The organism is Streptomyces sp. NBC_00872 (genome assembly GCF_045161915.1).
GTDB lineage: Bacteria > Actinomycetota > Actinomycetes > Streptomycetales > Streptomycetaceae > Streptomyces.
Genome location: NZ_CP108806.1, coordinates 1,557,140 through 1,581,609 on the forward strand (window position 1 = coordinate 1,557,140; position 24,470 = coordinate 1,581,609).

General features: G+C 70.5%; 18 protein-coding genes. 7 read left to right on the plus strand and 11 right to left on the minus strand.

What is annotated here, in order from left to right:
- Positions 1 to 11: 11 nt before the first annotated feature.
- Both OG214_RS06700 and OG214_RS06705 read right to left on the minus strand, forming a co-directional pair.
- Entirely contained in the window at positions 12 to 2,288 is a 2,277-nt protein-coding gene (locus OG214_RS06700) for an MMPL family transporter (RefSeq protein ID WP_405984145.1), read from the minus strand.
- Between the two features lie 385 nt (positions 2,289 to 2,673).
- Positions 2,674 to 3,303 (minus strand): TetR/AcrR family transcriptional regulator, encoded by a 630-nt coding sequence (locus OG214_RS06705; RefSeq protein ID WP_405984146.1) that lies wholly within the window; start codon positions 3,301 to 3,303, stop codon positions 2,674 to 2,676.
- A gap of 71 nt (positions 3,304 to 3,374) precedes the next feature.
- On the opposite strand from OG214_RS06705, the gene OG214_RS06710 reads away from it, so the two are divergent.
- Complete coding sequence (locus OG214_RS06710) at positions 3,375 to 4,250, plus strand: ketopantoate reductase family protein (protein ID WP_405984147.1); 876 nt, start codon at positions 3,375 to 3,377, stop codon at positions 4,248 to 4,250.
- Positions 4,251 to 4,345: 95 nt separating this feature from the next.
- Here the strand turns inward: OG214_RS06710 and OG214_RS06715 are convergent, their stop codons facing one another.
- The 5 genes from OG214_RS06715 to OG214_RS06735 all read right to left on the minus strand — a co-directional run bounded on the left by OG214_RS06715 (position 4,346) and on the right by OG214_RS06735 (position 9,717).
- On the minus strand, positions 4,346 to 5,239 hold the full coding sequence (locus OG214_RS06715) for a LysR family transcriptional regulator (RefSeq protein ID WP_363083284.1): 894 nt from the start codon (positions 5,237 to 5,239) through the stop codon (positions 4,346 to 4,348).
- A 402-nt stretch (positions 5,240 to 5,641) separates the two neighbouring features.
- Entirely contained in the window at positions 5,642 to 6,370 is a 729-nt protein-coding gene (locus tag OG214_RS06720) for a restriction endonuclease (RefSeq protein ID WP_405984148.1), read from the minus strand.
- Positions 6,367 to 6,576, minus strand: a complete 210-nt coding sequence (locus OG214_RS06725) for a hypothetical protein (RefSeq protein WP_405984149.1) — start codon at positions 6,574 to 6,576, stop codon at positions 6,367 to 6,369. The genes OG214_RS06720 and OG214_RS06725 overlap by 4 nt, the downstream gene beginning before the upstream one ends.
- Before the next feature lie 858 nt (positions 6,577 to 7,434).
- Positions 7,435 to 8,412 carry a tetratricopeptide repeat protein gene (locus OG214_RS06730; RefSeq protein WP_405984150.1) on the minus strand — a complete coding sequence of 326 codons (978 nt, stop codon included), beginning with the start codon at positions 8,410 to 8,412 and terminating at the stop codon, positions 7,435 to 7,437.
- Positions 8,413 to 8,913: 501 nt separating this feature from the next.
- On the minus strand, positions 8,914 to 9,717 hold the full coding sequence (locus OG214_RS06735; RefSeq protein WP_405984151.1) for a HEAT repeat domain-containing protein: 804 nt from the start codon (positions 9,715 to 9,717) through the stop codon (positions 8,914 to 8,916).
- A 658-nt stretch (positions 9,718 to 10,375) separates the two neighbouring features.
- Between OG214_RS06735 and OG214_RS06740 the strand changes: the two genes are divergently transcribed.
- Entirely contained in the window at positions 10,376 to 11,947 is a 1,572-nt protein-coding gene (locus OG214_RS06740; protein WP_405984152.1) for a hypothetical protein, read from the plus strand.
- Positions 11,948 to 12,081: 134 nt separating this feature from the next.
- Here OG214_RS06740 and OG214_RS06745 read toward each other — a convergent pair whose 3' ends face one another.
- The gene (locus tag OG214_RS06745; RefSeq protein WP_405987717.1) at positions 12,082 to 12,474 is read right to left on the minus strand and encodes a hypothetical protein; all 393 of its coding nucleotides are present in this window, start codon (positions 12,472 to 12,474) and stop codon (positions 12,082 to 12,084) included.
- The gene (locus OG214_RS06750) at positions 12,425 to 12,994 is read right to left on the minus strand and encodes a TetR/AcrR family transcriptional regulator (RefSeq protein ID WP_405984153.1); all 570 of its coding nucleotides are present in this window, start codon (positions 12,992 to 12,994) and stop codon (positions 12,425 to 12,427) included. The genes OG214_RS06745 and OG214_RS06750 overlap by 50 nt, the downstream gene beginning before the upstream one ends.
- Before the next feature lie 159 nt (positions 12,995 to 13,153).
- Between OG214_RS06750 and OG214_RS06755 the strand changes: the two genes are divergently transcribed.
- From OG214_RS06755 to OG214_RS06765, 3 genes are all read left to right on the plus strand, one after another.
- The gene (locus OG214_RS06755) at positions 13,154 to 14,566 is read left to right on the plus strand and encodes an MDR family MFS transporter (protein WP_405987443.1); all 1,413 of its coding nucleotides are present in this window, start codon (positions 13,154 to 13,156) and stop codon (positions 14,564 to 14,566) included.
- A 129-nt stretch (positions 14,567 to 14,695) separates the two neighbouring features.
- The gene (locus OG214_RS06760) at positions 14,696 to 16,144 is read left to right on the plus strand and encodes a lamin tail domain-containing protein (RefSeq protein ID WP_405984154.1); all 1,449 of its coding nucleotides are present in this window, start codon (positions 14,696 to 14,698) and stop codon (positions 16,142 to 16,144) included.
- Positions 16,145 to 16,588: 444 nt separating this feature from the next.
- Positions 16,589 to 19,504, plus strand: coding sequence for an ABC transporter substrate-binding protein (locus tag OG214_RS06765; protein ID WP_405984155.1), 2,916 nt, complete (start codon positions 16,589 to 16,591; stop codon positions 19,502 to 19,504).
- Between the two features lie 75 nt (positions 19,505 to 19,579).
- Here the strand turns inward: OG214_RS06765 and OG214_RS06770 are convergent, their stop codons facing one another.
- On the minus strand, positions 19,580 to 20,353 hold the full coding sequence (locus OG214_RS06770) for a response regulator transcription factor (protein WP_405984156.1): 774 nt from the start codon (positions 20,351 to 20,353) through the stop codon (positions 19,580 to 19,582).
- 316 nt (positions 20,354 to 20,669) lie between these two features.
- Here OG214_RS06770 and OG214_RS06775 point away from each other — a divergent pair, with 316 nt between their 5' ends.
- Positions 20,670 to 21,215, plus strand: coding sequence for an RICIN domain-containing protein (locus tag OG214_RS06775; protein WP_363083704.1), 546 nt, complete (start codon positions 20,670 to 20,672; stop codon positions 21,213 to 21,215).
- Between the two features lie 163 nt (positions 21,216 to 21,378).
- On the opposite strand, the gene OG214_RS06780 is transcribed toward OG214_RS06775, so the two are convergent.
- Positions 21,379 to 22,392, minus strand: a complete 1,014-nt coding sequence (locus tag OG214_RS06780) for a hypothetical protein (protein ID WP_405984157.1) — start codon at positions 22,390 to 22,392, stop codon at positions 21,379 to 21,381.
- 154 nt (positions 22,393 to 22,546) lie between these two features.
- On the opposite strand from OG214_RS06780, the gene OG214_RS06785 reads away from it, so the two are divergent.
- Positions 22,547 to 24,442 (plus strand): caspase domain-containing protein, encoded by a 1,896-nt coding sequence (locus tag OG214_RS06785; RefSeq protein WP_405984158.1) that lies wholly within the window; start codon positions 22,547 to 22,549, stop codon positions 24,440 to 24,442.
- Positions 24,443 to 24,470: the final 28 nt, after the last annotated feature.

Genomic DNA, 24,470 nt, shown 5'->3' on the forward strand with positions numbered 1-24,470 from the left:
GACTCTCACCCTCAGACGTGGACCGCTTCGCGGCCCTGCTCGTCCAGGTGTCCCGGAAGGGCCTGGCCGGGCTGTCCCTGGCCCAGCGCCTCACCCTCCACATCCACGTTGGGCACGATCTTGGCCAGCCGGCGCGGCATCCACCACGCCTTGTCGCCCAGCAGGGCCAGGACGGCGGGAACGATGGTCATGCGAACGACGAACGCGTCGAAGAAGACGGCGGTGGACAGCCCCACACCCATCATCTTGATCAGGGATTCGCCGGATCCGATGAATCCGGCGAAGACGGCGATCATGATGACGGCCGCCGCGACGACGACGCGTGCGCTGTGCCGGAATCCGGTGACGACCGCCTGCCCGGTGCTCTCGCCGTGAATGTACGCCTCACGCATCCGGGTGACGAGGAAGACCTCGTAGTCCATGGCGAGTCCGAAGACCACGCCGATCAGGAAGATCGGCATCATGCTCATCACGGGACCGGTCTGTTCGACACCGACGAGGCCGGCCAGCCAGCCCCACTGGAAGATCGCGACGATCACTCCGAAGGACGCGGCCACGGAGAGCAGGAAGCCCAGGGCGGCCTTGAGCGGTACGAGGACGGACCGGAAGACGATCATCAGGAGCAGGAAGGCCAGGCTCACCACCACCGCCAGATACGGCACCAGCGCGTCGGTGAGTTTCTGCGACACATCGATGTTGACCGCGGTGGTGCCGGTGACGAGCATGGTCGCCCCGGTGTCGGCCTTGAGGCCGGCCCTCTCCTCACGCAGGGTGTGAACGAGATCCTTGGTCCCCTCTTCGCTGGGACCGGTGGAGGGTGTGGCACTGATGATCGCGGTGTCGCCGGACTTGTTGAACATGGCGGGCGACACGGAGACGACACCGTCGGTCGCGGCCAGCTTCTCGGCGACCGTCGCCACCGCCGCCTTCGGGTCCTGCGCGCCCTTCGCGTCGACGACCACGGTCAGGGGACCGTTGAAGCCGGGCCCGAAGCCTTCCGCCAGGTTGTCATAGGCACGGCGCTGGGTGGTCGACGTGGGCTGCGCCTCGTCACCGGGCAGGCCCAGCCGCAGGTCGAGGGTCGGTACCGCGAGTATCCCCAGACCCACGATGCCCAGCAGAAGTACCGGCAGGGGCCGGCCCACCACGAAACGGGCCCAGCGAGTGCCCATATTGGGCTTGGTCGCGTTGGGCTTGGTCGTGGGAGTCGGCTCCGTACCCCGGGGTCGCCGCGGGCCCGACGCTCCGGCGCCGTGCCCGTCGCCGCCCCGTAGAGCTGTGCGGACCTTGCGGGAGAGGACGGCCTTCGGCGCGAAGCCCAGGACCGCGGGCACCAAGGTCACCGCGATCAGGACGGCGATGACCACCGTCGCGGCCGCGGCCAGGCCCATCTTCGTGAGCGTGGGAACGCCCACCACGGACAGTCCGGCGAGCGCGATGACCACGGTGAGACCCGCGAACACCACGGCGGAGCCGGCCGTTCCCGCGGCGCGGGCCGCCGCCTCCGCGGGACTGTGGCCCACGGCCCGTTCGGCGCTGTAGCGCGAGACGATGAACAGGGCGTAGTCGATGCCCACCGCCAGCCCCAGCATCAGGGCGAGGGTGGTGGTCGTCGTGGAGAGACCCACGGCGACAATCCCGGCCACACCGACACCGATGCTCAGCAGCGCCGTGAGCAGCGGCAGACCCGCCGCCACGAGCGACCCGAAGGTGATGACCAGCACCACCGCGGCGATGGCCACGCCGATGATCTCGGTGGTCCCGCCGAACTCGGGCGCGACCCCCAGCGCGGAACCACCGATCTCGACGGTCAGACCCGCCTCACGTGCGTCGTCGGCCGCGTCGGTGAGTGTCTTCTTCGTGGCGTCGGTGAGATCCTCGGCCTTCTCGGCGTACGAAATGCTCGAATACGCCGTCGAGTCGTCCTTGCTCACCGCGTGGACGTCGAACGGGTCGAGGGCGGTCGCGACCTGCCCGCCGCCGGCCACCGCGGTGACGGCCTCGTCGATGGCTTCCTTGTACCGCGTCGCGGTGATCTTCTGGCCGTCCGGCGCGACGAAGACGAGGCGGGCGTCCGCACCCTCGGAGTTGCCCGAGGGGAAGCGCTGGTCCAGCAGGTCGAATGCCTTCTGCGACTCCGTGCCCGGCATCGCGAACCCGTCGTCGGGCGCCGCGGGGGCCCTGACCGCGGCGAAGGCGGTGGCGGCGAGGATCGCCACCCACATCAAGGCGACCCACCGCCGTTTCCGGAACGCCAGGTGACCCAGTCGGTAGAGGAAGGTAGCCACGAAAGAAGCTCTCCTGTCAGTATTTCGAGACGACAGGGCGATGCCCCCTCGGGGCTGACCCGCCGGTACTACGACCGGCCCCTGCCAATGCCCCGATTGTTCGTCTCCCGACAGGTCATCGTCGTCGTCCGCCGACAGGCTCCGCGGTGTACTGCGGCGGCAGTAGGAAGCCGCGGCAGGCGTGGTCCGCAGGTAGGGGAAGCCCAGGTGGGAGAGCCGGTCCCACAGGCGGGCGAGCCGGTCCCGCCCCTCCGGACCGAGTTGCCCAGTGGCCCCCTTCACAGTGCGCAGTGGCCGCCTCACAGTGCCCAGTGGTCGCCTTCACAGCCTGGACGGCAGAAGGCCCGACGCGTCATCGGCGGGGGACGCGGCCGGCGGCCAGTCGTCAGGTCGCGGTCGGCGGGGCGCTCATCGCCGCCGTCAGGAACGTGATCACCCAGCGCCGGGACGCCTCGCCCGCCACCGGGGTCGGGCAGGCCGGGGAGGGCTGGTTGTAGACCTCGACGCGGTCCGCGGCCGTCACGGCGAAGATCCCCCGCATCCGGAACAACAGCTCTTCCGGGGCAAGGCCGGGCAGTGCGCGCGCGAAGGCCGCCAGGTAGCGCTCGCGGACCGTGTCCTCGTCCGGACCGGTCCAGCTGCGCGCCTCCTCGGCCGGGTCGTTGAGGATCGTCACGATCAGCCGGGACGTCCGGGCGCCGCCCTCGTCGCCGGCCGGCATCACGTCGAACAGCGGCCCCGCGAACGCTTCCACCAGTTCGGTGACCAGCGGGTCCGGGGTCCGGGCGAGCAGTTTGTCGAGCGCTACGCGCTGGGCGGCGGTGATGGGCCCGATCACGCGGCGGACGACCGCGGCCAGGAGTTCCGCCTTCGAGCCGAAGTGGTATCCGACGGCGGCCAGGTTCGCTCCGGCGAGGTCGGTGATCGCGCGGACCGAGGTGCCGCGGTATCCGCGCTCGGCGAAGAGGTGCTCGGCCGCGTCGAGGATCTTGGTGCGGGTGTCGGTTGGCGCCATGTGTGCATACTATACAGACGTTCGAATCAAACGAACGTATGACTGAACCGAACAGACGTCAGAGGATTGCCATGAAACTGCTCGTGTACGGCGCCGGGGTTCTCGGCAGCCTGTTCTCCGCCCGCCTGCACGAGGCCGGGCACGATGTCTCGCTCCTCGCCCGGGGCGAGCGGCTGGCCGCCCTGCGCCGGCACGGCGGCGTGCGGCTCGCCGAGGAGAACAGCCCGGTCGTCAGGCTGGTACCGGTACCGGTGGTCGAGCACCCGGCCGGCGGCTACGACCTGATCGCCGTCCTCGTCCGCACCCATCAGACGGACGCGGTGCTGGAGTCACTCGCCGGTTCCGAAGGCGATGTGCTGTTCCTGCTCAACTGGGCGGCCGGCGCGGAGCCGCTGGGCGCGGTGATCGGCCACGAGCGGGTGCTGCTCGGCTTCCCCACGGCCGCCGGCACGATGGACGGCGACGTGGTCCGCTACCGCGCGGCCAACTTCCTGACCCGCCGGGTCGTGATGCCGATCGGCGAACCCGCCGGCCGCACCACCCCGCGACTGGAACGGATCGTGGAGGCGTTCCGCACCACCGGGATCAACGCCAGGCCCGAGCCGCGGATGGATGCCTGGCTCAAGACGCACGCCGCGTTCGAGGTGCCACTCGGGCAGGCGGTGCACGCGGCGGGCGGCCCGGCAGCGCTGGCCGACGATCCGGACGCGGTCCGCGGCATGCTCCACCTCATACGGCAGAACCTGGCCACCATGCCGACGCCACCGGTCCCTCGCGGATTCGCCGCGCTGCGGACTCTGCCGGAAGGGCTGCTGGTGGCCCTGCTGCGGCGCTTCCTGCGGAGCCCGACGGCCGCACACAGCGCACTCAACAACACCTCACCCGCGGAGAAGGCCGAACTCGACCGACTGGCCGAACAGATGCGTGCCCACGCGAAGGTCCGGTAGGCGATAGGCGGACCGGACTCCTCACAGCCTGGCCCGGGAATCGGGCAGCGGAGTCGACGCCGGGCGCGGTCGGCCACGGATCGCGGAACAGCCGTTCACTTACGGGAGTTGGCGGCGTGGTTCGCAGCGGCGGCAAGCGCGTCGAGGAGAGCTTCAGTGGCCGCCGCGGGGCGGCGGCGGGCGCTGACGGCCGCGGACAGCTGCCACGTCAGATCCGGCGCCTGGAGAGGAATCACGCACAGGCCGTCGCCGGTGCCCACCGCCGAGGCGGGCATCAGGGTCGTGCCGAAACCGGCGCCGACGAGCTTGGCCATGAGCCCGTAGTCGGCGACCTCGGTCGCCACCCGCGCCGGGCCGAGCACCCGGTCCACGGTCTGCCGCATTCCCCAGCCCGGCGGAAAACGCAGGATCGGCTCGGCCGACAGGTCGGACGGTGTGATCGTGGCCCGCCCGGCCAGTGGGTGGTCCGCACGGCAGGCGAACACCAACGGCTCCTCGATCAGGGGTCTGAGCACGATCCCGTCGGGCGGCCGCTCGCCGCTGGCCGTCAGCGCGACGTCCAGCGAACCGTCCAGGATCGCCCGCAGGTTGCCGGTGGAGCCGGCCGACGACTGGCGCAACTGGACGACGACCTCCGGATGGCGCGTCCGTAGGCCGGTGAGCACCATGGCGAGGTCGAGCGGTCCCGTGCTGAACGTACTGCCGAGCACGACCGTCCCCCGCACCCGGCCCGAGACGGCGTGGACCTCGTCCCGCGCGCTCCGCACGGCGTCCAGCACACGCTGGGCGGCGGTACGGAGGGCGTCCCCGTGCTCGGTCACGGCGACGGGCGTGACCGACCGGTCGAACAGCGCTACGCCCAAGTCCCGCTCCAGCCGGGCGATCGCGCTGGACATCGCGGACTGCACGATGTGCGCCTTCCGGGCCGCGGCGGTGAAGCTCCCGGTCTCGCAGCAGGCGAGAAAGTACTCCAGCTCACGAATCTCCATGGCCTGAGTCTAGGGAGAGCCATCGATCAGATCGATGGGATCCAGCACTTGTGATCGTTGGACATGATGAGAGGGCGAGGCGGACGCTTGGTACGCCGCCCGACGGGGCGCACCGCTCGACGGGGCACAGGCGAGAGCGAGTGGCCCGCCGTGCGCGATCGGGCCCCTGGACATCGGCCGCCCCGCCGGTTCCCGGGGCCCGCCGCCCTCCCTGCCCCGTCGTCCATCGAGACGAAAGCCACCATGGCCGTCCCCTCCCCTCTCGGCAACCGCCCGACGGTCGCCGCGATGCCGGCGGTGAACGCACTCCGGAAGAGACGGAGCACGGCCTGATCGCCATTCGGCAGCGGCGCGAGCGGACTCACCCTTTCCCGAGCGGACTCACCCTTTCAGGACACCCTTTCAGGACGGGCCGGTCGGTCTGCGAGGCGGCGGGACGGCCCGGAGCAGCTCCCACAGGGGGCGTGAGCCGGAGGCCCATACCCCGAGGATGTGGCGGTCGACCACGTGCAGTCGTTGCTGCTCGGCGAAAGCCACGGCCGGTGCGGTCACCCGGGCGTTCGTCACGATCACCGCGATGTCGGCACCGTGGACCTGGCGGGCGGTGCCGTTGAGGACCTGGAGGTCCGGCGTGCCCACCGCGGCGCCGGCCAGACCGTCGCGGCGATGTTTGCACTGGATCACCCAGCGCCGTCCGTAGGGATCGGTGGCTTTCACGTCGGCTCCGAGGTCGCCGCCGCCCCCCACACGGACCGCGTTCCGGCAGCCGTCACGGTTCATCAGCTCTCGCACCGCGTCCTCGAACCGGGAATGGTGCAGGCCGTCCAGCTCGGACAGCCCGTAACGCAGTCCCTGCGCACGCACCGCCTCCCACCGCGCGCTCTGCCGCTTCTGGTAGAGCCGGCCGCCGCCGGCCAGCAACGCGAGCACGCCGACGACGACCAGGACCCACCAGTGGACCAGCAGCCACTCGACGGCCGCCACCACCAGGACAACAGCCAGGACCACCGTCACGAGGAGACCGATCAGCCGGTCACCCGCACTCCGCCGCCTGCCGCGCCCGCGGGTACGCCGCCGTGCTGGCGCGCGCTTGGTCGTCGCCGTCCGGCGCCTGCGCGTGTAGGGACTCATCGGCCGGCCTGCGTGACGCTGCCCGCGACCTGCCCCATGATGTCGGTGATTCCCTCGCCGACCGGTGTCGGGGCGAGCAGGACACCCAGGGCCAGCACGATCACCACGGTCATCCGCTCGTCACGCCTGCTCCTGGCCTCCGTACGTCGGCGCAGCCGCAGGACCACGATGACAGCGAGCAGTACGGCCACGTTGATCGTCAGCACTTGCCCGGACCCCCAGTCGGCACCAGCCGTCCCCGCCCGACACGAGGACAGACATCCCTGTGTAGCCCGAACACCTCAGTCATACGTCTCAGTTACCGATGATTGACGCAAAGTGATCTCCTGGCGGGATCCTTCAGGCCCCGGGAGCAGTTCGCCCACGACGGCCCGGATCGGCCGTCACCCCTTGGCCGGTCCCGAAGGACCGCCCCGCGCGCCGTCGCCCCGCGCGCCGTCGGCCCGCCCGCCATACGCTGGGAACCCGGCTCCCGGGAAGTGTGCGAAGCCGTCTAAGGGTTGCCCCATGGATGACGTCTGCCGACGAGTACGGACTTTCTGTGATGGCTTCGGGGTCACCGTGCCTGTCCTTCAGGCGCCGATGGCGGGAGCCTGTCCCCCGTCGCTGGCGGCCGCGGTAGCCGGCGCCGGAGGCATGGGAGCGTGCGGCGCCGTGCTGCAGATTGCGGAATCTGTCGGCCTCTCCGGCGGTGACGGACGTCAATGTCGCATAGACCGCTTCAGGATCGAACTGCGTTCGGGGGAAGGCGAGCTTGGAGTAGTCGAAAAGCCGCTGGGACTGACGTAGTGCTGTGCCCAATGGATGACCCCAGGCCGGCGGGGTGGTTCGGGTCTCCGGTTCCGGAGATCGCGGCGGTGCTGGTGACGTCACTCGCTTCGCGTACCGAGATCGTACGAGGGCCGGCTCGTCCGGGGGCCGGCTCGTACGGCGGTGCGCCCCGTACGTCACCGCCCGGTGAAGGCCCGGCAGCCCGGCCGGGGCTGGTGGCACCGTGGTCCTCACCGTGTGTCAGGTGGCTGACACCCCAAGGCCGTTGTTGGTCTCAATGACCGTCGTCGGTCTCAATCGGTGGTGGGGGCCGGTGGACCCGTCGTCGGGCCGCCGTCCTCGGTGCGGCCGGTGCGTTCGAGGAGGATGGCCAGCGCGTTGAGGGCGTGGGGGTCGCCCTGCTCAAGGGCCTGGCGCAGAAGCCGTTCGGCGGATTCCAGGTCCCCCCGTTCCATTGCCAGGCCGGCGAGCTGGGTCAGGGCCGGTGCGTGCCCCTTGTCCACGGCCTGGGTCCACCACTGGGCGGCCTTCCCGGCGCGGCCCTGATCATGGGCGATGCCGCCCATGTTGGTGGCGGCCACGCCGTCCGGGTCCCCGGCCGTGATCGCCGCGCGGAACCAGCGTTCCGCCAGAGCGGTGTCCCCGCGCTCGTACGCGAGGGCGCCCAGGCTGACCATGGAGGCGACGGCGCCCTGTTCCGCCGCGCGGGTCCACCAGGGAACGGCGTCGTCGGGCCGGCCCTGGTCGCGCGGCAGGTTGCCGAGGTTATTGGCACCGCCGGCCGTGGGGTCGCCCGCGTCGATCGCCTTGCGGTACCAGTGCTCGGCGCCGGTCTCGTCACCCCAGCCGCGCAGCAGGACGCCCAGGTCGGAACATGACGGACCGTCCCCGGACCGGGCCCTGTGGCACAGCTCCGTCCACTGCGCGTCCCTGGCGCGCAGGTTGTTCAGGGCCTGCGCGCGCGGGAAGGGGTGGGCGGGGGCCATGCCGCCTACGCCGGCCGCGTCCAGGAGATGCCGTACGGCCTGATGGTCCGCCACGCCGATGCCGAGACGGTACTCGGCCATGGCGAACAGCTCCGTGTCCGCACCGACGAGTACGGCCGTTTCGCACAGGGACACCGCCCGCTCCTCGTCGCCCTGGACAAAGGCCCGGAGCGCGCAGGCCGCGATCTGGAGCGGGGTCATCGACGCCGGACCGTCCGTGTCGTCCGCGTACTCGCCGGGCAGCGGCGGAGTCTCTTCCCCGCCGGTCCGCCCGCTCTCGCGCACGCCGGACTCAGGGACGCCGGACTCAGGGACGCCGGACTCAGGGACGCCGGACTCAGGGACGCCGGACTCAGGGACGCCGGACTCAGGGACGCCGGACTCAGGGACGCCGGACTCAGGGGCGCCGGGCTCAGGGGCGCCGGGCTCAGGGGCGCCGGGCTCAGGGGCGCCGGGCTCAGGGGCGCCGGACCGCTCCGTACCGCCGGTGCCCTTGCCGTCACGTTCCCGCCGTCTGCCGAACCACCGCATGCACTCGGCCTCCCCCAGTCCCGGCGGCCATGGCACCCGACACGCCCCGGCCGCACACCCCGGGCCGGCATCGCACCGCGCCCGGCACGTGAGTAGACGGCCACCGGGCGCGCCCGGGTCCGAGCGGTACGGCGCAGCCGCCCCGGCGAGCCGGAACAGGTCTGTCCTCGTGTCTTCTTGACATGGGGCACCTTCATACCAACTGCCGAAGGCAGTCGGTCACGCAATGGCCGTGCCCCGGTGAGGGGTCGGTGGTCACCGCGATGCGCGGGCCGCCTCCACCGCCTCCCGGACGTCAGGGTGCGGGTCACCGGCGAGGGCGTCCAGCAGCTCGGTGACCCCCGGGGTGGACCAGCGGGCGACCGCCCACACCAGTTCCTCCCGCACCCCGGGGTCGGGGTGGGCGGCGAGGCGGCCCACCTGGGCGAGCGGGCCCCGTCGACGCATTCCGAACCAGTGCAGTGCCTCCCTCAGCGCGACCGGGTCCCCGGGGTCACCGGCCGCTGCGACACGGGCGAGCAGCACCCTGGCGGGTGGCGGTGGACCGTCGAGCGGATGCGGCAGCCGCTCACGCAGGCGCCGCGCCCCGAACCCGCCGCGCACCCGGCACCCGAAACAGGTGCAGGGGCGCACCCCGTGCGCGTCCGGCAGGTACCGCCAGCCCGCCACTTGCGGCGCGGCGCGGACCCGGTGCACTTCACGCGGCCGGATCGCCCGGGGTACGAACACTTCCCACCCGCGCGGATCCTCCAGAGCCGAGATCCGCCGCACCGCCTCTGACGCGGAAACGGTGGCCTGACCGTCCCGCGCCCGGTCGGTATAGCGTCCGACCAGCACGTGCTGGGCGTCGTCCAGGCGTACGTGAACGGCCACGAGCCCACCTCGGCTGCCGAAACGGGCCAGCTCGCGCAGCCATTGGTGGGTGAGGGTGTGCGACGGCAGCACCGGGAAACAGTAGACCCCGCGCACGCCGCCCTGCCCATGGCCGGCAGCCCGGATCCCGGACCGCCGGATGCGCGGCGCGTTCGCCGCCGAGGTCAAGTGCACGAACATCGCCATGCCCCGAAATGCTAGGTGATCGATTCCACGGTCGGCTGCGCGCACGGGCGGAGGGTGGCCGACGTCGCTGTGCGAAGGCGGAGTCGGAGGTGCCGGCGGCCGCGCTCCATGTCCGTGCCGCGGTGCCGGGCTGTCTGATCCCGCCAACCGCCATACGCGCCCCCGTACTTCGGCGCGGGCCGAGCGGATCACGGACAGTGCCCCCGGCCCGGCCTTGGCGAGGGTGTCGGTCAGACGGGAGACGGTCGGGGCGGAGGCCACCGGCCCGAGGACGTTCGGCTCCACCCGCAGCACGGCCATATCCGGCTCCGGCTCCGGCTCGGCTCCGGCTCCGGCTCCATGGCAGGTTCAACACACCTCGATCGGGCGGGTCACGAAGCACCATCACCCTGATGCAGCGTCAGCTCACCGGACTCGAAGCAGGCACGCCGACCAGGGCAAATGGAGAAGCACAACGGGAGCACCCAGAACAGGGACGACCGCACTTCCCGCGGGTGCCGAGGAGGGAGGGTACTTCGCCGTTCTCAGCTTTCCGTCAAGGCCGACGGGCGCTCGGGGCAACCATCCGGGCCGCTCGGGGGTCGCATTGGGTGTCCTGAACCTGTACTCCGAGGACCATGGGGGTAACCGTACGATGTCGATACGTACCTGGCGCCGATTGGCAGCCACTCTGGCCGCGGCGGCGGTCACCCTGCTCGGAGGGGCTCTGACCACCGGCTCGGCACACGCGGACGGCGGGTCCGCACCGTACCTGTTCGCTGCCCCCGAGGTCGGGCTCGCGGTGCCGGACGACGGCGAGGGCCAGGTCAGCTGGGGGCTGGACTCGAAGGGCAGCACCCTCCAAGACGTCCACGTCACCGTCGACATCACCGGCATCAGCTCCTTTGCCGGCACCTCGGACGACTACTGCGTCAACGGCCTGTGCGTCTTCGACCGCGGTGACGTCGACGAGTACGGCACCGGCGGCGTAGTCGACATCAAGGCCAAGCCGACGGCCGAGCTCGGCACCAGCGGCACGGCCGTCATCACCGGTACCGCTTCCGGCAAGACGCTCGCCCCCTTCACCGTCAAGGTCACCGTCGGCGCGGTCGGCCTGGTCGTCAACACCATCGAGCAGATCGACGACGCCGAGCCCGGCAGCACCCTGACCACGCCGATCACCGTGGCCAACACCGGCTCGCTGACCGCCGCGACCACGGACTACCGGTTCGCGATCTCCCCCGGCCTCTCCTTCGCGAAGCGCTTCCCGAACTGCGACTACGACACCGGGAAAATCACCGACGGCTGGGAGCAGACGATCGCGACGTGCCACTTCACCACCCCGATCGAGCCCGGCAAGAAGTACAAGCTGTCCACTCCGCTGGAGCTCAAGGTGAAGAAGTCCGCGCTCCACGAAATCCTCAACTACGCCCCGACGGCCACCTCCACCACCGTGCCGGCGACGCCCAGGACCACCAGCGCCGCCGACCTGTCGCTCGTGCCCGACGGCAGCGCGCCACCGGCCGCCGGCGGCCCTCAGCACTCCCAGTGGGCCATCCACGCGGCCAACACCGCTGACCTCGCCGTCACCGGTGACACCGCCACCGCCAAGCCCGGCGCCACGGCCACGCTGACCGCGACGGTCGGCAACCTCGGTCCCGCCTCGGTCAACCGCGCCACGTACGACGACCACCTCGGCCTGCTGGTCGGCATCCCCGAGGGCACCACCACGACGCAGGTGCCCGCCGCGTGCGACCCGTGGACCGAAGGCGGCAGCGGCGAGCCCGCGCTCGGCGCACCGCAGTACATGTGCGACCTCGACTCCCGCTTCGACAGCGGCCACACGCAGCGGCTGACCTTCACCGTGAAGGTCGACGCCGACGCCCCCGCCACCACCAGCAGTTCCGTGACGGCGCAGCTCGCCTACGGAGGCGCGCTGCCGTACGACACCGACAAGGCCAACAACACCGGCACCTTCACCGTGACCGTGCCGGGCGGCGCCGCCACCAGCACCACCGGCGGCTCGGGCAGCACCGGCGGTGGCAACCAGCCCTCCCCCCAGACCGGCACTCAGGCCAGCGCCACCCCGGGGGCCTCCGGCACCACGGGCGGCAACGCCCCGGCCGCCACCGGCTCGCTCGCCTCGACCGGCGGCAACGGCGCGATGACCATCGCCTGCACCGGAGCCGCCGCCCTGGCGCTCGGCGGCGCGGCCTTCGCCTTCGCCCGCAGCCGCAAGGCCCGCGCCTGACCGCCGTCACCCCACCACTGCGGCCCGCCGGGGGCGCAGTGGTGGTGCTGGACGGCCGAAAGCGGCGCCGGTTCGCCCCTGGGGACGGTCCGGCGCCGCGTGTGGTGTGTGGTGTGTGTCCGCGAGTGCGATGCCTATCGGACGTCGATGGAGTCGCCGGTCGCGCTGACCGCGCCGGCGGTCGCCGAGCCCGCGTAGGTGAAGCGGTAGTAGCCGTCGATGGCGGCGGTGACGGTGGTCTTCAGGGAGCCCGTGCCGGTGGACTTGATGCCCTTGACGTTCACGTAGTTGGTGGTCCCGGCCCTGCGGAACTGGAGGACAACGGACTGGCTGCCGTAGCCGATGTCCTTATGGCTCTCCCAGTCCGCCCGGGTCAGGCTGCCGGTGACCGTGATGGTTTTCCCCTTCTTCACCGGCTCCGGGGCCGCGTTGGCGGTCAGCTTGGCGGCACGCAGCACCTTGACGGTGCCGCCGCGGTCAGCGCACCAGGGGAAGGAAGATCGTGTCGACGATCTCTTCCAGGACATGGTCGGGCACGGCCGTGAAGGTCGTGAGGAATTCGTGGCGCAGCAGGTCGAAGGGGAGGGACTTGACGCGTTCGGTGAGGCGTTCCGGTGTGATCTCGCCGCGTTCGACGGCGCGGTCGAAGAGCACGTCTACGGCTTTCCTGCGTCCCGCCGCCGGGGGTTCGATCAGGTCACCGGGGCTGGTTCCGGTCTCCTGGTAGTAGGCGGCCAGTCGCACGCTCATGACGGTGACGAGCCGGACGCGGGTGGCGTTGATCTCCCGCATGAGGGTGAGGATGTCCTCCCGGAGGCTTCCCGTATCGGGGACGCCGAGGCGGGACTCCCGCAGGATGTGGGCGACGGCCGCCCGGACGAGTTCGTCGCGGTCGGACCAGCGGCGGTAGAGGACGGGCGGGCTGGTGCCCGCGCGCCGAACGACGGCGTCCATGGTGAATCTGGCGTAGCCGTTGTCCGCCAGCTCTTCCCAGGCCGCGTCGAGGAGCGCCTTCTCCAGTGCCGCCCCGCGGCGCCGCTCGGCCATCCCGCAACCCCTTAGATAGATTTGCCTATCTTATTTTAGCGCACTACTCTCCCGGAGATAAGAAAGAACTCTCTATCTTAAGGGGTGTGTGTGAACACCAACGGTTCTCCGCCATCCGCCGTCGCGGACTCCGGCCGTCTCGACCCGGCCCTGCGGCGCATGACCTTCACCTTGGTCATCGGCGCGCTCGCCGTCATCTTCGACAGCACGATCATGAGCGTCGCCATCGACAACCTCGCCGGGCAGCTGCACGCCCCGCTCGCCACCATCCAGTGGGTGAGCACCGCGTATCTGCTGGCCCTGGCCACCGTGATGCCGGCGGTCGGATGGCTCCAGGCGGCCCTGGGCGGCAAGCGCCTGTGGATCATGGCGCTGGGCGTGTTCCTCACCGGGTCGCTGCTGTGCGCCGCGGCGTGGAACGCCCCCAGCCTGATCGCCTTCCGGGTGGTCCAGGGCTTCGGCGGCGGCATCATGATGGTGCTGATGACCACGCTGATCATGCAGGCGGCCAAGGGTCGCGACATCGGCAGGGTCATGTCTTTGATCACCGTGCCCACCGCCCTCGGCCCGGTCATCGGTCCGGTGATCGGCGGCATCATCCTGCACCTGGGCGACTGGCGCTGGATCTTCCTGTTCAACGTGCCCTTCTGCGCCGTCGGTGGCTACCTCGCCGCCCGCGACCTGCCCGAGGGGCAGCCTGGTCCCCGCCCCCGCCTCGACGTCGTCGGCATGCTGCTGCTCCTGCCCGGCGTCGCCGCCGTCATCTACGGCCTGACCCGGCTCGGCGGATCCGACGGGCCGGCCGGCCTCACCGTGGGACCGCCCCTGACCGCCGGGCTCGCCCTCCTGGCCGGGTACGCCGGCTGGGCGCTGCGGCGCGGGCCGGACGCCCTGATCGACGTAAGGCTGTTCCGTCACCGCGCCCTCGCCTCGTCGTCGGCGCTGGTGTTCCTGTCCGGCGCCGCCCTCTACGGGACCATGCTGCTGCTGCCGCTGTACTGGCAGCAGGTGCGCGGCCAGGACGCCCTCGGCGCCGCGCTGCTGCTCATCCCGCAGGGCGTCGGCACCCTCGTCTCCCGCTCGCTCGCCGGCCGGTACATGGACCGCTTCGGACCCCGTCCGGTCGCCGTCGCCGCCTTCACCCTCACCTTCGCGGCCACCGTGCCGTTCGGTTTCGTCACCGCCTCCACGAGCGACATCGCACTGATGGGTGTGCTGTTCATGCGCGGCATCGGACTGGGCGCGGCCATGATCACGATCATGGGCGCCGCGTATGTCGGGCTGAAGCCCGAGGAGATCCCGCAGGGCTCCGGTATCAGCCGCGTCGCCCAGCAGGTCGGTGGCTCCGCGGGCACCGCGGTCCTCACCATGATCGTGCAGCGCACCTCCGCCGGTGCCCACACGCCCGCCGCCCTGGCCTCGGGATTCGGTGACGCCTTCTGGTGGGCGGCCGCGTTCACGGCCGCGGCTGTTCCGCTCTCCCTCCTGCTGCCGGGCCGGCCCGGCCCGGAGCCGCAGGATCAGAAAGCCATGACCGCCGACAAGCCCACCGAAGAGCCCACCGAAGTCTGAGCGAGGGCGGTGCGGTGTGTCCGCGCCGACTCCCGGCTGTTCGCGGGGAGTTCAGCTGGCCGTCGCCGGTGTGGCGGAAGCTTCGCCGGGAGCGTTGGTGCGCTCCTTGCTTGCCCTCCTCCTCCCCCCATGAAAAGAGGACTGGCCATCTTGCGTACGCACTGGCGCAGAAGAGCCCGACTCACCGCAGCCGCACTGTCCGTCTTCGCCCTCGGCCTGGCCGGCTCCCCGGCATCCGCGCACACGCAGGCCCAAGCGGCGCAGAGCACGGTGCGGATCAATGAGGTCGAGTCCAGCGGCGGCTCGGGCGACTGGGTCGAGTTGGTGAACACCGGCCCGGCCGCGGTCGACGTGTCCAAGTGGGTCGTGAAGGACAACGACGACGACCACTCCTACAAGATAGCCAAGAACACATCGCTCGCCGCGGGCGCGTTCCTCGCGCTGGACGTCGAGTCGTCGTTCGGGCTGGGCGACAAGGACTCCGCGCGGCTGTACGACGCGACAGGCGCGCTGGTGGACTCCTACTCCTGGACCGACCACGCCGACACCACGTATGGGCGCTGCCCTGATGGCACGGGTGCGTTCACCACGACGACCGCGGCGACCGAGGGCGCGGCCAACGCGTGCGGCACCGGCGGTGGCGGAGGCGGCACTCCGGTCCAGGGGCCCTGGCCGGGGGGATCCGCGGTGACCGTCGCGGACGCCTCGAACCTGTTCGGGGAGAACCTCAGCGGTCTGTCCTTCGAAAGTCCCGGTGTGCTGTGGGCGGTGGACAACGGTCCGAGCAAGCTCTACCGGCTGGTGCCCAGCGGCACGACGTGGAAGCGCGACTCGGCCTCCGGCTGGTCGTCGGGCAAGTCCCTGCACTACACGGGCGGTAGCGGCGAACCGGATACGGAAGGTGTGGTCGTCACCCCCGACGGGATGTTCGCCGTCTCCGAACGGGACAACGACAACGACGACAAGAGCGTGCCGGAGATCCTGCGCTTCGACGTCACCTCCAGCGCCTCGTCGCTCAACGCGACCGGCAGCTGGAACCTCACCTCCGACCTGCCCGCCGTCGACGCCAACTCCGGTCCCGAGGGCATCTCCTGGGTCCCCGACTCCCTTCTGACCGCGCACGGCTTCCGCGACGAGCACACCGGCGCCGCCTACGACCCGGCCTCGTACCCGGGCCACGGCACCGGCCTGTACTTCGTCGGCCTGGAGGCCAACGGCACCATCTACGCCTACGCCCTCGACCTGTCCGGTACCGGATACACCCGCGTCGCCACCATTTCCAGCGGCTTCCCCGGTGTGATGGACCTGGAGTTCGAGCCCGCGACCGGCCTGCTGTGGGCGGCCTGCGACGACACCTGCCAGGGCCGTACCTCCACCCTGGAGATCGACGCCCAGGGCCGGTTCACGCCCGTCGCCGTGCACGACCGCCCCTCGGGGATGTCCAACTACAACAACGAGGGCTTCGCCATCGCCCCGCAGTCCACCTGCGCCAACGGCAAGAAGCCGGTCGTGTGGTCCGACGACGCCAATGACGGCGGCCACGCCCTGCGCGCCGGCACCCTGAACTGCACTCCCTGACACCAGCGGGACGGGGCGGGCCGGCCGACCGCCGTCCCGCCCCGGTGCCCGGGTGCCCCGGGCGCCGGAGCGGCATGCCGACGCCGATCGCGTCGGCGCCGGCGCATCGACCTGTCGTACCTCAACCTGTCTCACCTCGATCTGGACGTCGAAGCCGACCGACGTCTCGTGGTCTACGACAAGATCTCGCGCGTCCCGGAAACCCGCCCGCCGATTGCCGAAGCGCGCCCGATCGTGCGTGAAGAGCACGTCCGAAAGGCGGAGTCCCACCCTCCGCGGTGTGCCGCATTTTCCCTGTCTACCGGTTGTGCATCGTCGCCGCTCGGTACCTCTCCAGCCCTTCCGGTAACGGTTATTCTCGCAACTCACCATTGGTGAAGGGGGGTTGCCTTGATAAAGCGGAGCCGGCGTGGCCCTGCGGAGTGCGGGCAGGAACACCTGCGGATGTCTTCCCAAGCGGGGATCGACGTCCAGGCCCATATCGAGACACTGATCCACGAATTCCGCACCAGCGATCCTTTGATGCCCGTGATCGTCCTGCACGCCGAGGAGTCCGCCCAGGACGAACGGGTCGGCAAGCTCGTCGAGGAATTACGCGCCGGGCAGGAGGCACACGGCAGCCGTCTCGCCGTTCCGCCCAAGGCGCCGCGGGAGGCGGCCGAGCCCGTACGGGCCGCCCATCTCGTACGGAAACTGGGGGAGCCGGGGCGCTGGGACTCCCCGGGCGCGCTGTACCGGCGCTACGCCTTCCCCCGGCTGCGGCTGGTGCGCGCCATAGAGGAGGCCGTACGGGAACTGGACCGCGACGGTCCGCCGCCCTCGCCCACCACCCCCGACGCGGAACGCGAGCGGGAGCAGCGGCTGCTCGACCAGCTCGCAAAGCAGCGCTGGCGGCCCGGAGCGGGGTCCCGCTGGCGGGCCGGCCCCTCCCTCTTCGACACCGCCCATGTGCTCCCGGCCAGTGTGGTCGCCGGCCTCGCGGTGCTGCTGGCCAGTGTTGATCTGTGGGTGGCACTGGCCGCGGTACTCGGCATCCTGACGCTGCTCACGGCCCTCAACTACTGGCTGCCGGGGCGCGCCCCGATCTTCCTGTGGCTGCGCCGCGAGAGCCGCTGGTTCCTGACCACGACCTTTCTCCTGCCTGTCTCCGGTCAGCAGCCCGCCGAAGTGCGGCTGCTGCATCCGTTCCGTTCCTGGAGGGCCATCGCCGCTCGCGCCAACGATGTGGCGGACAGTGTGCGCGAGGGCGGGCAGGCACAGCTCCAGCTCCATGTCCTGGCGCTCCTCGAAGATCTGCGGGACAACCACCGCCGCCGCAGCTGGGACCTGCGCGGTCTCAAACGCACCCGGCCCCCGATGCTTTTCCTGCCCGGCGCCGATGAACAGGGCGGCGGTTTCGCGCTGATCAAGGCGGTCAGTGACGTACGCAGTGTCCGCAGCGAACTCGACCCGCTCCTGCTGGTGGCCTCCGTGGCCAAGGACCAGGTGCGCCTGCTCGACCAGCACCATTCCGCCCACCCGGTCCAGCAGGCCGCCCAGCTCTCCGACGGGCTGCGGGACGGCATCCGGCGGGCCCACCAGGAGTGGGAGCACGGGCTGCGGGCCGGCCAGTCACCCAGCCGGTCGGGAGAGGTGCCGTGGGAACTGCGGATCGCGCTGCCCACCGAGGGCCTGCGGCGGCTGGAGGAGCAGCGACGCTGGTGCACCCGTGCTCCGTCGCGCCCGGCCCTCGCCCGTCTCGTCTGGTCGCTGCCCGTCTTCTCCCTCGCCGGACTGCTGATCGTGGGCTCGCTCGGCTACTCGTGGTGGGATCTTCGGAGCCACTACTGCTCCGCCGGAGTACTGACCGCGAACCACGACACCCAGCTGGTCGAGGGCGTGGGCGGCACGGACGAGTGCATCGGAATCGCCACCGGCGGCGTACGGTTCGCCGACGAGGGGAAGACCGGCGACACCGGAACCGCCGACGCCGGAACCGCCGGCAACGCCGTGCCATGGACTCTCGGGCAGTTGGAGGACCGGATCCACGCCGAGAACGCGAGGATCGAGCGGGGCCACCAGGACTCCTATGTCACCGTGGTGTACGCCGGACCGCTGAGCAGTTCCCCGGAGGACGGCGGGCGCCCCCCGGTGAAGGGGTCCGAGGAACTGGCCGGGGTCTATCTGGCCCAGGTGGTGATCAACAGAAGGAACAAGGTCAAACTCCGTGTCCTGCCCGCCAACGGCGGGATCGACATGAGCCGGCAGAAGACGATGGCCGACCGGATCGCCACGTACGCGGAGAAGGATCCCACCGTGGTGGGTGTGATCGGGCTGGGGCGCGACCTGGAGACCAGCCTGGCCACCGCGGAGCGGCTGGTGGAGGCGGGCCTGCCCGTGGTGTCGGGTACCAACTCGGCCGCCTATCTGCCGCGCCAGATGCCCAACTGGTTCAGCCTTGCCGCACCCGACGACTGGCAGGCCGACCAGTTGGGAATTCTCGTCCGCCAGCTTCGTACTCCGGGAAAGCCGCAGTATGCCGCCGTCCTCGCCCGGAACACCCGCGGCAGCGACGATCTTTACACCGACGAGCAGGCGTACTACGGCGGGCGGATGCTGAAGAGGGAGGGTTTCCTCACGAAGGAGCTGCGTTACCAGGTGAGCGTCGGCACGGCGTCACTGGAGAACCAGGTCGAGAAGCTCTGCGAACAGGGCGAGCCCCCTTCCGTCATCTACTTCGCGGGCAGGACCGAGGACGTCGGCCCGCTGATGTCGGAGCTGACTTCGAGGTGCGGCGACCGGAGGATCGCCGTCATCACGGGCGACGACTTGTCCAAGGCGGATTTCGAACGGGGTGAACCCGTGGCCCAGAAGGTGACGCTTTACCACGCCTCTCTGTCCGACCTCGAAACACCCGCCGCCGGTACGCTCTTCTATGCGAACGCCAAGAAATTCCTTCCCGGCCTCGGCGGCAAGGACGCGTCGCACACGAGCCCCTTCCTCCGCAACGGCCAGACCGCGCTCTCGCACGACGCCACTCAGGCTCTGTACGAGGCCGCGAGCCGCAGCCGCAGCCAGAAGCCGCAGCGGCCCGTGACCGAGGGCGCGAGCCGCGGCCCGAGCCGGGAACCGCAGAACCGCGCCACCACGTGGGTGAACCTCAGAACGGTCAGGCTCAAGAACATGGCCACCGGCACGATCGACTTCACCAATGCCCCCGTGTACGGCGACCGCGAGGGCCACGGCATCGCGCTGGTCCGTGTACGCAAGGGCGACGACGGCGCTGTCGTGTCCACGAAGCTGTGCGGCAGACCGGCGGGCGACCCCCGTCCCCTCACGCGGAAGGACTGCGACATCACCACGCCCGACACCCCGGATTGAGCGTGGACCAACCGGACCCGGCGACCACGACCACGCGACACTTCGACAACAGGGCCTCTACCCGCGAGTGCCAGGTCATCGCCGGGCGTGATTTTCTGGTTGGCGGAGCCACCAGGCGACGGCGGCGGCGCGGCTGGGGACGTCGGCTTTGGTGAAGACGCCTTCGAGGTGTTTGCGGATCGTTCGTGGGCTGATACCGAGTTTTCGGGCGGCTTGGTCGTTGGTGTGGCCGGTGGCGATAAGTGCGAGCACCTGTGTTTCGCGTTCGGTGAGGGTGCGCCGGTGCGGTGGGGGGCCGGGCGGGCCGGCATCGATCTTGGCTTGGATCGCAGTGATCTGGGCTTGGTAGTCCAGCGCTGTGGCGATCAGGTCGCGAATGGGGTGGAGAGCTTGGGTCTCACGGTCGGAGAAGTCGTGGAGCCTGCGCGTCAAGCCGATGAGGACCAGGTTCTCGTCGGTGATACGTGGTGCCATCACCAGAAGGTGGCGCATGCCGTACCGTGCGAACACTTCCTGGTAGACGAGAGTCCGCCGGAAACGGTTGAAGGTCATGAAGTCACTTATGCGGTACGGGCGTGGATCGCTGGTGCCGAGAAGGTTCCCGATGTACGGGTCGTCAGCGGACAGTGCCATCCACTGGTCGATCTCGTCTGCGGACAGGGCGTTGGGTTCTCCGGCCATCGTCACCGATGGCGTCCGCGTCCGCCAGGAAGGGCATATGTCGATACATACACAGTCTGCGCCAACGGCGCGGAGCAGCCCTTCCGCCAAGTCCTCCACATAGGGCTCGTTGTTGACGATGCGGTGGGCAGCGCGTAACGCGTGCCGTAACAGACTTGCCTCGTTCACAGCGGTCCCCCCCTGTCGGCTCCCCGTAGCGAGGATAGGCCGCAGGACGTGTCATGCACAGGTCACCCGAGGGGTCAAGGTGGCGGAACAGGCACCTGTCGCCCGCAAGCCGCCCCCTTCACGATGGACGCGGGGGCGAGAAATGTCTGACATTCGGGGACGGGTGACGGCGCGGCGTTTGCCAGCGCCCCATTCTCCCCGACCCTGCGTAACAGAGCGATTGTTCGTGCACTGGATTCCGTGAACGCCAGGGAAAGGGAATGGGTTGCATTTCTTACGGAAAAGAAGACTGAGGCAAACGACGCTGGTAGCGGCGATGATCACACTGGCGGGCCTCGTGGCCATCCCGTCAGCCACTGCCCGGGAAGCCGCGGCTGCCGCGGATCCCCCGTACGTGGAGATCGTGAATCAGTGGACCGGGCTCCACGCGGACGTCATGTGGGCCTCCCCCAACCCGGGCACTGGGGTCTTCCTCTGGCCCAACAATACGAGCTGGTCGCAGGAGTTCGAACGGCTCGACAGCGGAAATGGATTCTTCCGCCTCAAGGCACGTCACTCCGGCCTGTGCCTGGCCGTCCCCGGTGGCAACCCCGCGAATGGTCTGCCGATCATTCAGGACCCGTACTGCGACCGCGGCGGCAGTTCGAACGAGTGGTACACACAGGAGATCCGTCCGCCGCAAGAGCCGTGCATGTGCTTCCCCATTACTTACATGATCATCAGGAACCGCTTGAGCGGACGCTGCATGGAAGTCAACTCCCCCTCCGGCCAGCCGGGTGAGCAGTCGCCTCTGCAGGTGTGGAACTGCATCACCTCGGGCACGGAATGGAACCGCGCGAACCAGGTGTGGCGCTGGGTGTAAGTGCCCGGCACTCATCCGCCCTCCCGCCGGCGCGTGGCCACCCCCGCTCCCCCATAAACGGCAGGAGCGAGGCCCAGCAGGTAGGTCCTGTCTGCGGGAGCATCCCGGATGTTGGCGGGCGGACATATTTGATCAACTGACCAGCCCGTCAACGAGACACCCTCTAGCCCCGCAGCCTCACCCCGAACCGCCTCCGCAACCGCTCGACCTCCCACCATGCCACCGCCGTTACCGACGCCGGTCCGCCGAGGACCGCGCCGATCTGGATGAACAGCGGGCCCGGCGGCATCCCCGCCGTCAGGTTGATGGCCGCGAGTTCCCACACCAGAACCCCGGTGAGCAGCGCCGGAAGCGCCGCGTGCACCTCGGAGACACCGAACACGGAACGGACCACTGTCGGCGAGGCGAAGACGACGAAGAACACGACCCACAGCACCGGATACATCAGCGCGATCACGATGAACGGAGCGAACGTGGCGTTCTGATACGTCCGGCCGAGGAGTATCACGCCCGCGCACATCAGCGGTACGGCCGTGAAGGCACCGAAGTACCAGAGCACCGACCGCAAGGCGGGGCGCAGCCGGGCGCGCATCTCCGGCCGCGCGGCCGGAGGCGCCAGCCGGAAGAGGACAGCGATCACCACGGGCGCGCTGAGGAGCAGCAGCCAGGGCGTGATCGTCAGCCGGAGCATGAACTGCGCCTGGATCTCCGCCCAGTCCTCCCCGCTGCCGTAGACCACGAGGATCAGGAAGGACGCCGCCAGCGCGAGCCAGGCCCTGACCTTCTGCACGCGCATCATTTCCGGGTCCTGGATACGGCGGTGGCTGTACGGCGAGAATTTCCGGCGTGCCTGCCGACGGGCCGAGCGCGCCACCGGGTAGGCCAGCAGCAGCAGGAACGCGGGCGAGAAGCAGAAGAGAACGGCCCATATACAGCCGTGGACGGGCAGGCGGCGCAGCAGTTCGCGCAGCGGCGGCCACTCGTCCTCGCGCAGTTCCCGCCACAGCGAACGGGGCCGGACATACGGCCGGTACGGCGGCGACCCGGCATAAGGATGCGGTCCGGCATAGAGATTCGGCCCCGCATAGGGATTCGTCCCGCCCTGTGGCGGCACACCTGGCGCCGGTGTCCCGTCCGGCCGCCACGGCCCGTACGGGTTCTGTCCCCCGAAAGTCACGCTGGTTTCCTTCCTGGTCCTGAACGGTTCCAACTCTCCAGACGGAACATTCAACTGCCTTGGGCGCGCTCCGGCATGCCGACGACGGCACCCGCCCGGCAACCGACCCGGGAACGCCCCGCCCGCGCCCCGGACGACCTGGCAGTATCACCGCATGCGGACCGTGTACGCCCTTCTGGTGGGCATCGACGACTATCCGAGGCACCCGCTGAACGGCTGTGTGAACGATGTGGAGGCGGCGGAGCACTGGTTGCGGCGGCAGACCGGATTCGTGCCGGAGATCCTGCGGCTGCGCGACGAGCGGGCCACGAAGGCGGCGGTGACCGAGGGCATCAGACACCACCTCGGGCGGAGCGGCCCCGGCGACACGGCCCTGCTGTGGTTCAGCGGTCACGGCAGCGAGGAGACGACCGACGACCCTCGTTCGGCCACCGGCACCTGCCAGGCGCTGGTGTGCCACGACAGCCTCGACGAGGGCGGGCAGCCACTCCTTCAGGACACCGAACTGGGCGCGCTTCTCGACGAGATCGCACAGGACGGCACCCATGTGATCGCGGTCCTCGACTGCTGCCACTCGGGCGGCGCCACCCGCGAGGCCACCGCGCGGGGAGTCGCGTGGCGGCCCTGGTGGCGTACGGCGGATCCCGGCGTGTCACGGTCCGCCGGCGCACCGGGCCCGGTACCGCGCGAGCATGTCCTGCTCGCCGCGTGCCGCCCGCAGGAGAAGGCCCACGAGGCGCTGATCGACGGTCTCAGCCGCGGATACTTCAGCCACGCGCTGCTGCTGGCTCTGGACCGGCTCGGCCCCGCGGCCACGTATGGCGCGCTGCACTCCCTCGTCGAGGAACGCGTCCGCAGCGCGCACCACGCCCAGCACCCCGAACTGCGCGGGCCCGAGGACCGCCTCTTCCTGTACGGCGACGCCGCGGCCGGCTCACCGTTCCTGCTGCGCCACACAACGGCGGGCTGGGAGGTCAACTGCGGCTACACGCATGGACTGCGGGCACCCGGAGCCGAGTTCACCGTCATCGGCGCCGTTGGAACCATCGGCCAGGAGGACGTCCGGCGGGCGGGCGGGGCCCGCAGGGTCGTGGTGCGCGAGGTCCGCGCGGAGTCCTCTCTGGTGGAGCCGGCGGACTGGCGGCCCGGCGCGGACGAGCGGGAGACGGTGCACGGCGTGACGCCGTCCGCGCTGGCATTCCCGCCGGCCGTCGTGACGGTCGTGGGACAGCCCGACGCCGTACGCGCGGTCTCGGCCGCCGTCGCGAGCGCGCCCATGCTGTCCCTGGCCGGGGACAGGACCGGGGAGTGGACCGGGGAGTGGACCGGGGACGCGCCGGCACTGCTGGTCGAGGCGGGCGGCGGCCGGGCCCGGGTGTCCGGGGGCGGCGGGCACCGTCTGGACCCGCTGCCGCTGCGGTCGTCCGCCGACGCCGACCGGGTCGCGGACTGTCTTACGCACATCGCCCGCTGGCACCAGCTACGGGACCTCGCCAATCCCGATCCATGGCTGTCGTCGCTGGTGCGTGTGACGGTCGAGCCGCTGGTCGGCGACTTCCGGTACACCGTGACCGGCGAGGCCGTCTGCTCGTACACCCGTGACGGCCGGGAGCCGCAGGTACGGGTGCGGATCCACAACGACTGGGTGAACCCTCTGTGGTGTGTTCTGCTCGATCTGGCGGACAACTACGAGTCGTCCCCGGAGCTGTACGAGGGTGAGTTCGTCGCGGGGGGAAACGCGGGCATGGCGCGGCGGGGCGAGCCGGTGTGGCTGCGGCTGCCGCCGGGCCGTCCCGTGGTGCGGGACGCGTTCGCCCGGGACTGGCTGAAGGCGATCGTCACCGAGAACGAGCTGAACATCGCCCCGTTCCGGCTGCCCGCCTGGTCCCCGGGCACATCCGGCGCCGCGCGCGGTGGCATCGTACCGGCGGGCGGGGGCGGGCTGCTGCGGTTCGTACCGCCGCGCGGCGGGCGCCTCGCGGGCGGTCCGGCGCACGAGGTGGGCCGGTGGGGCACCGCCTCGGTACTGGTACGCACCGAGGTGCCCTGATCCGTCGAGGCGCCCCGATCCGGCGGGG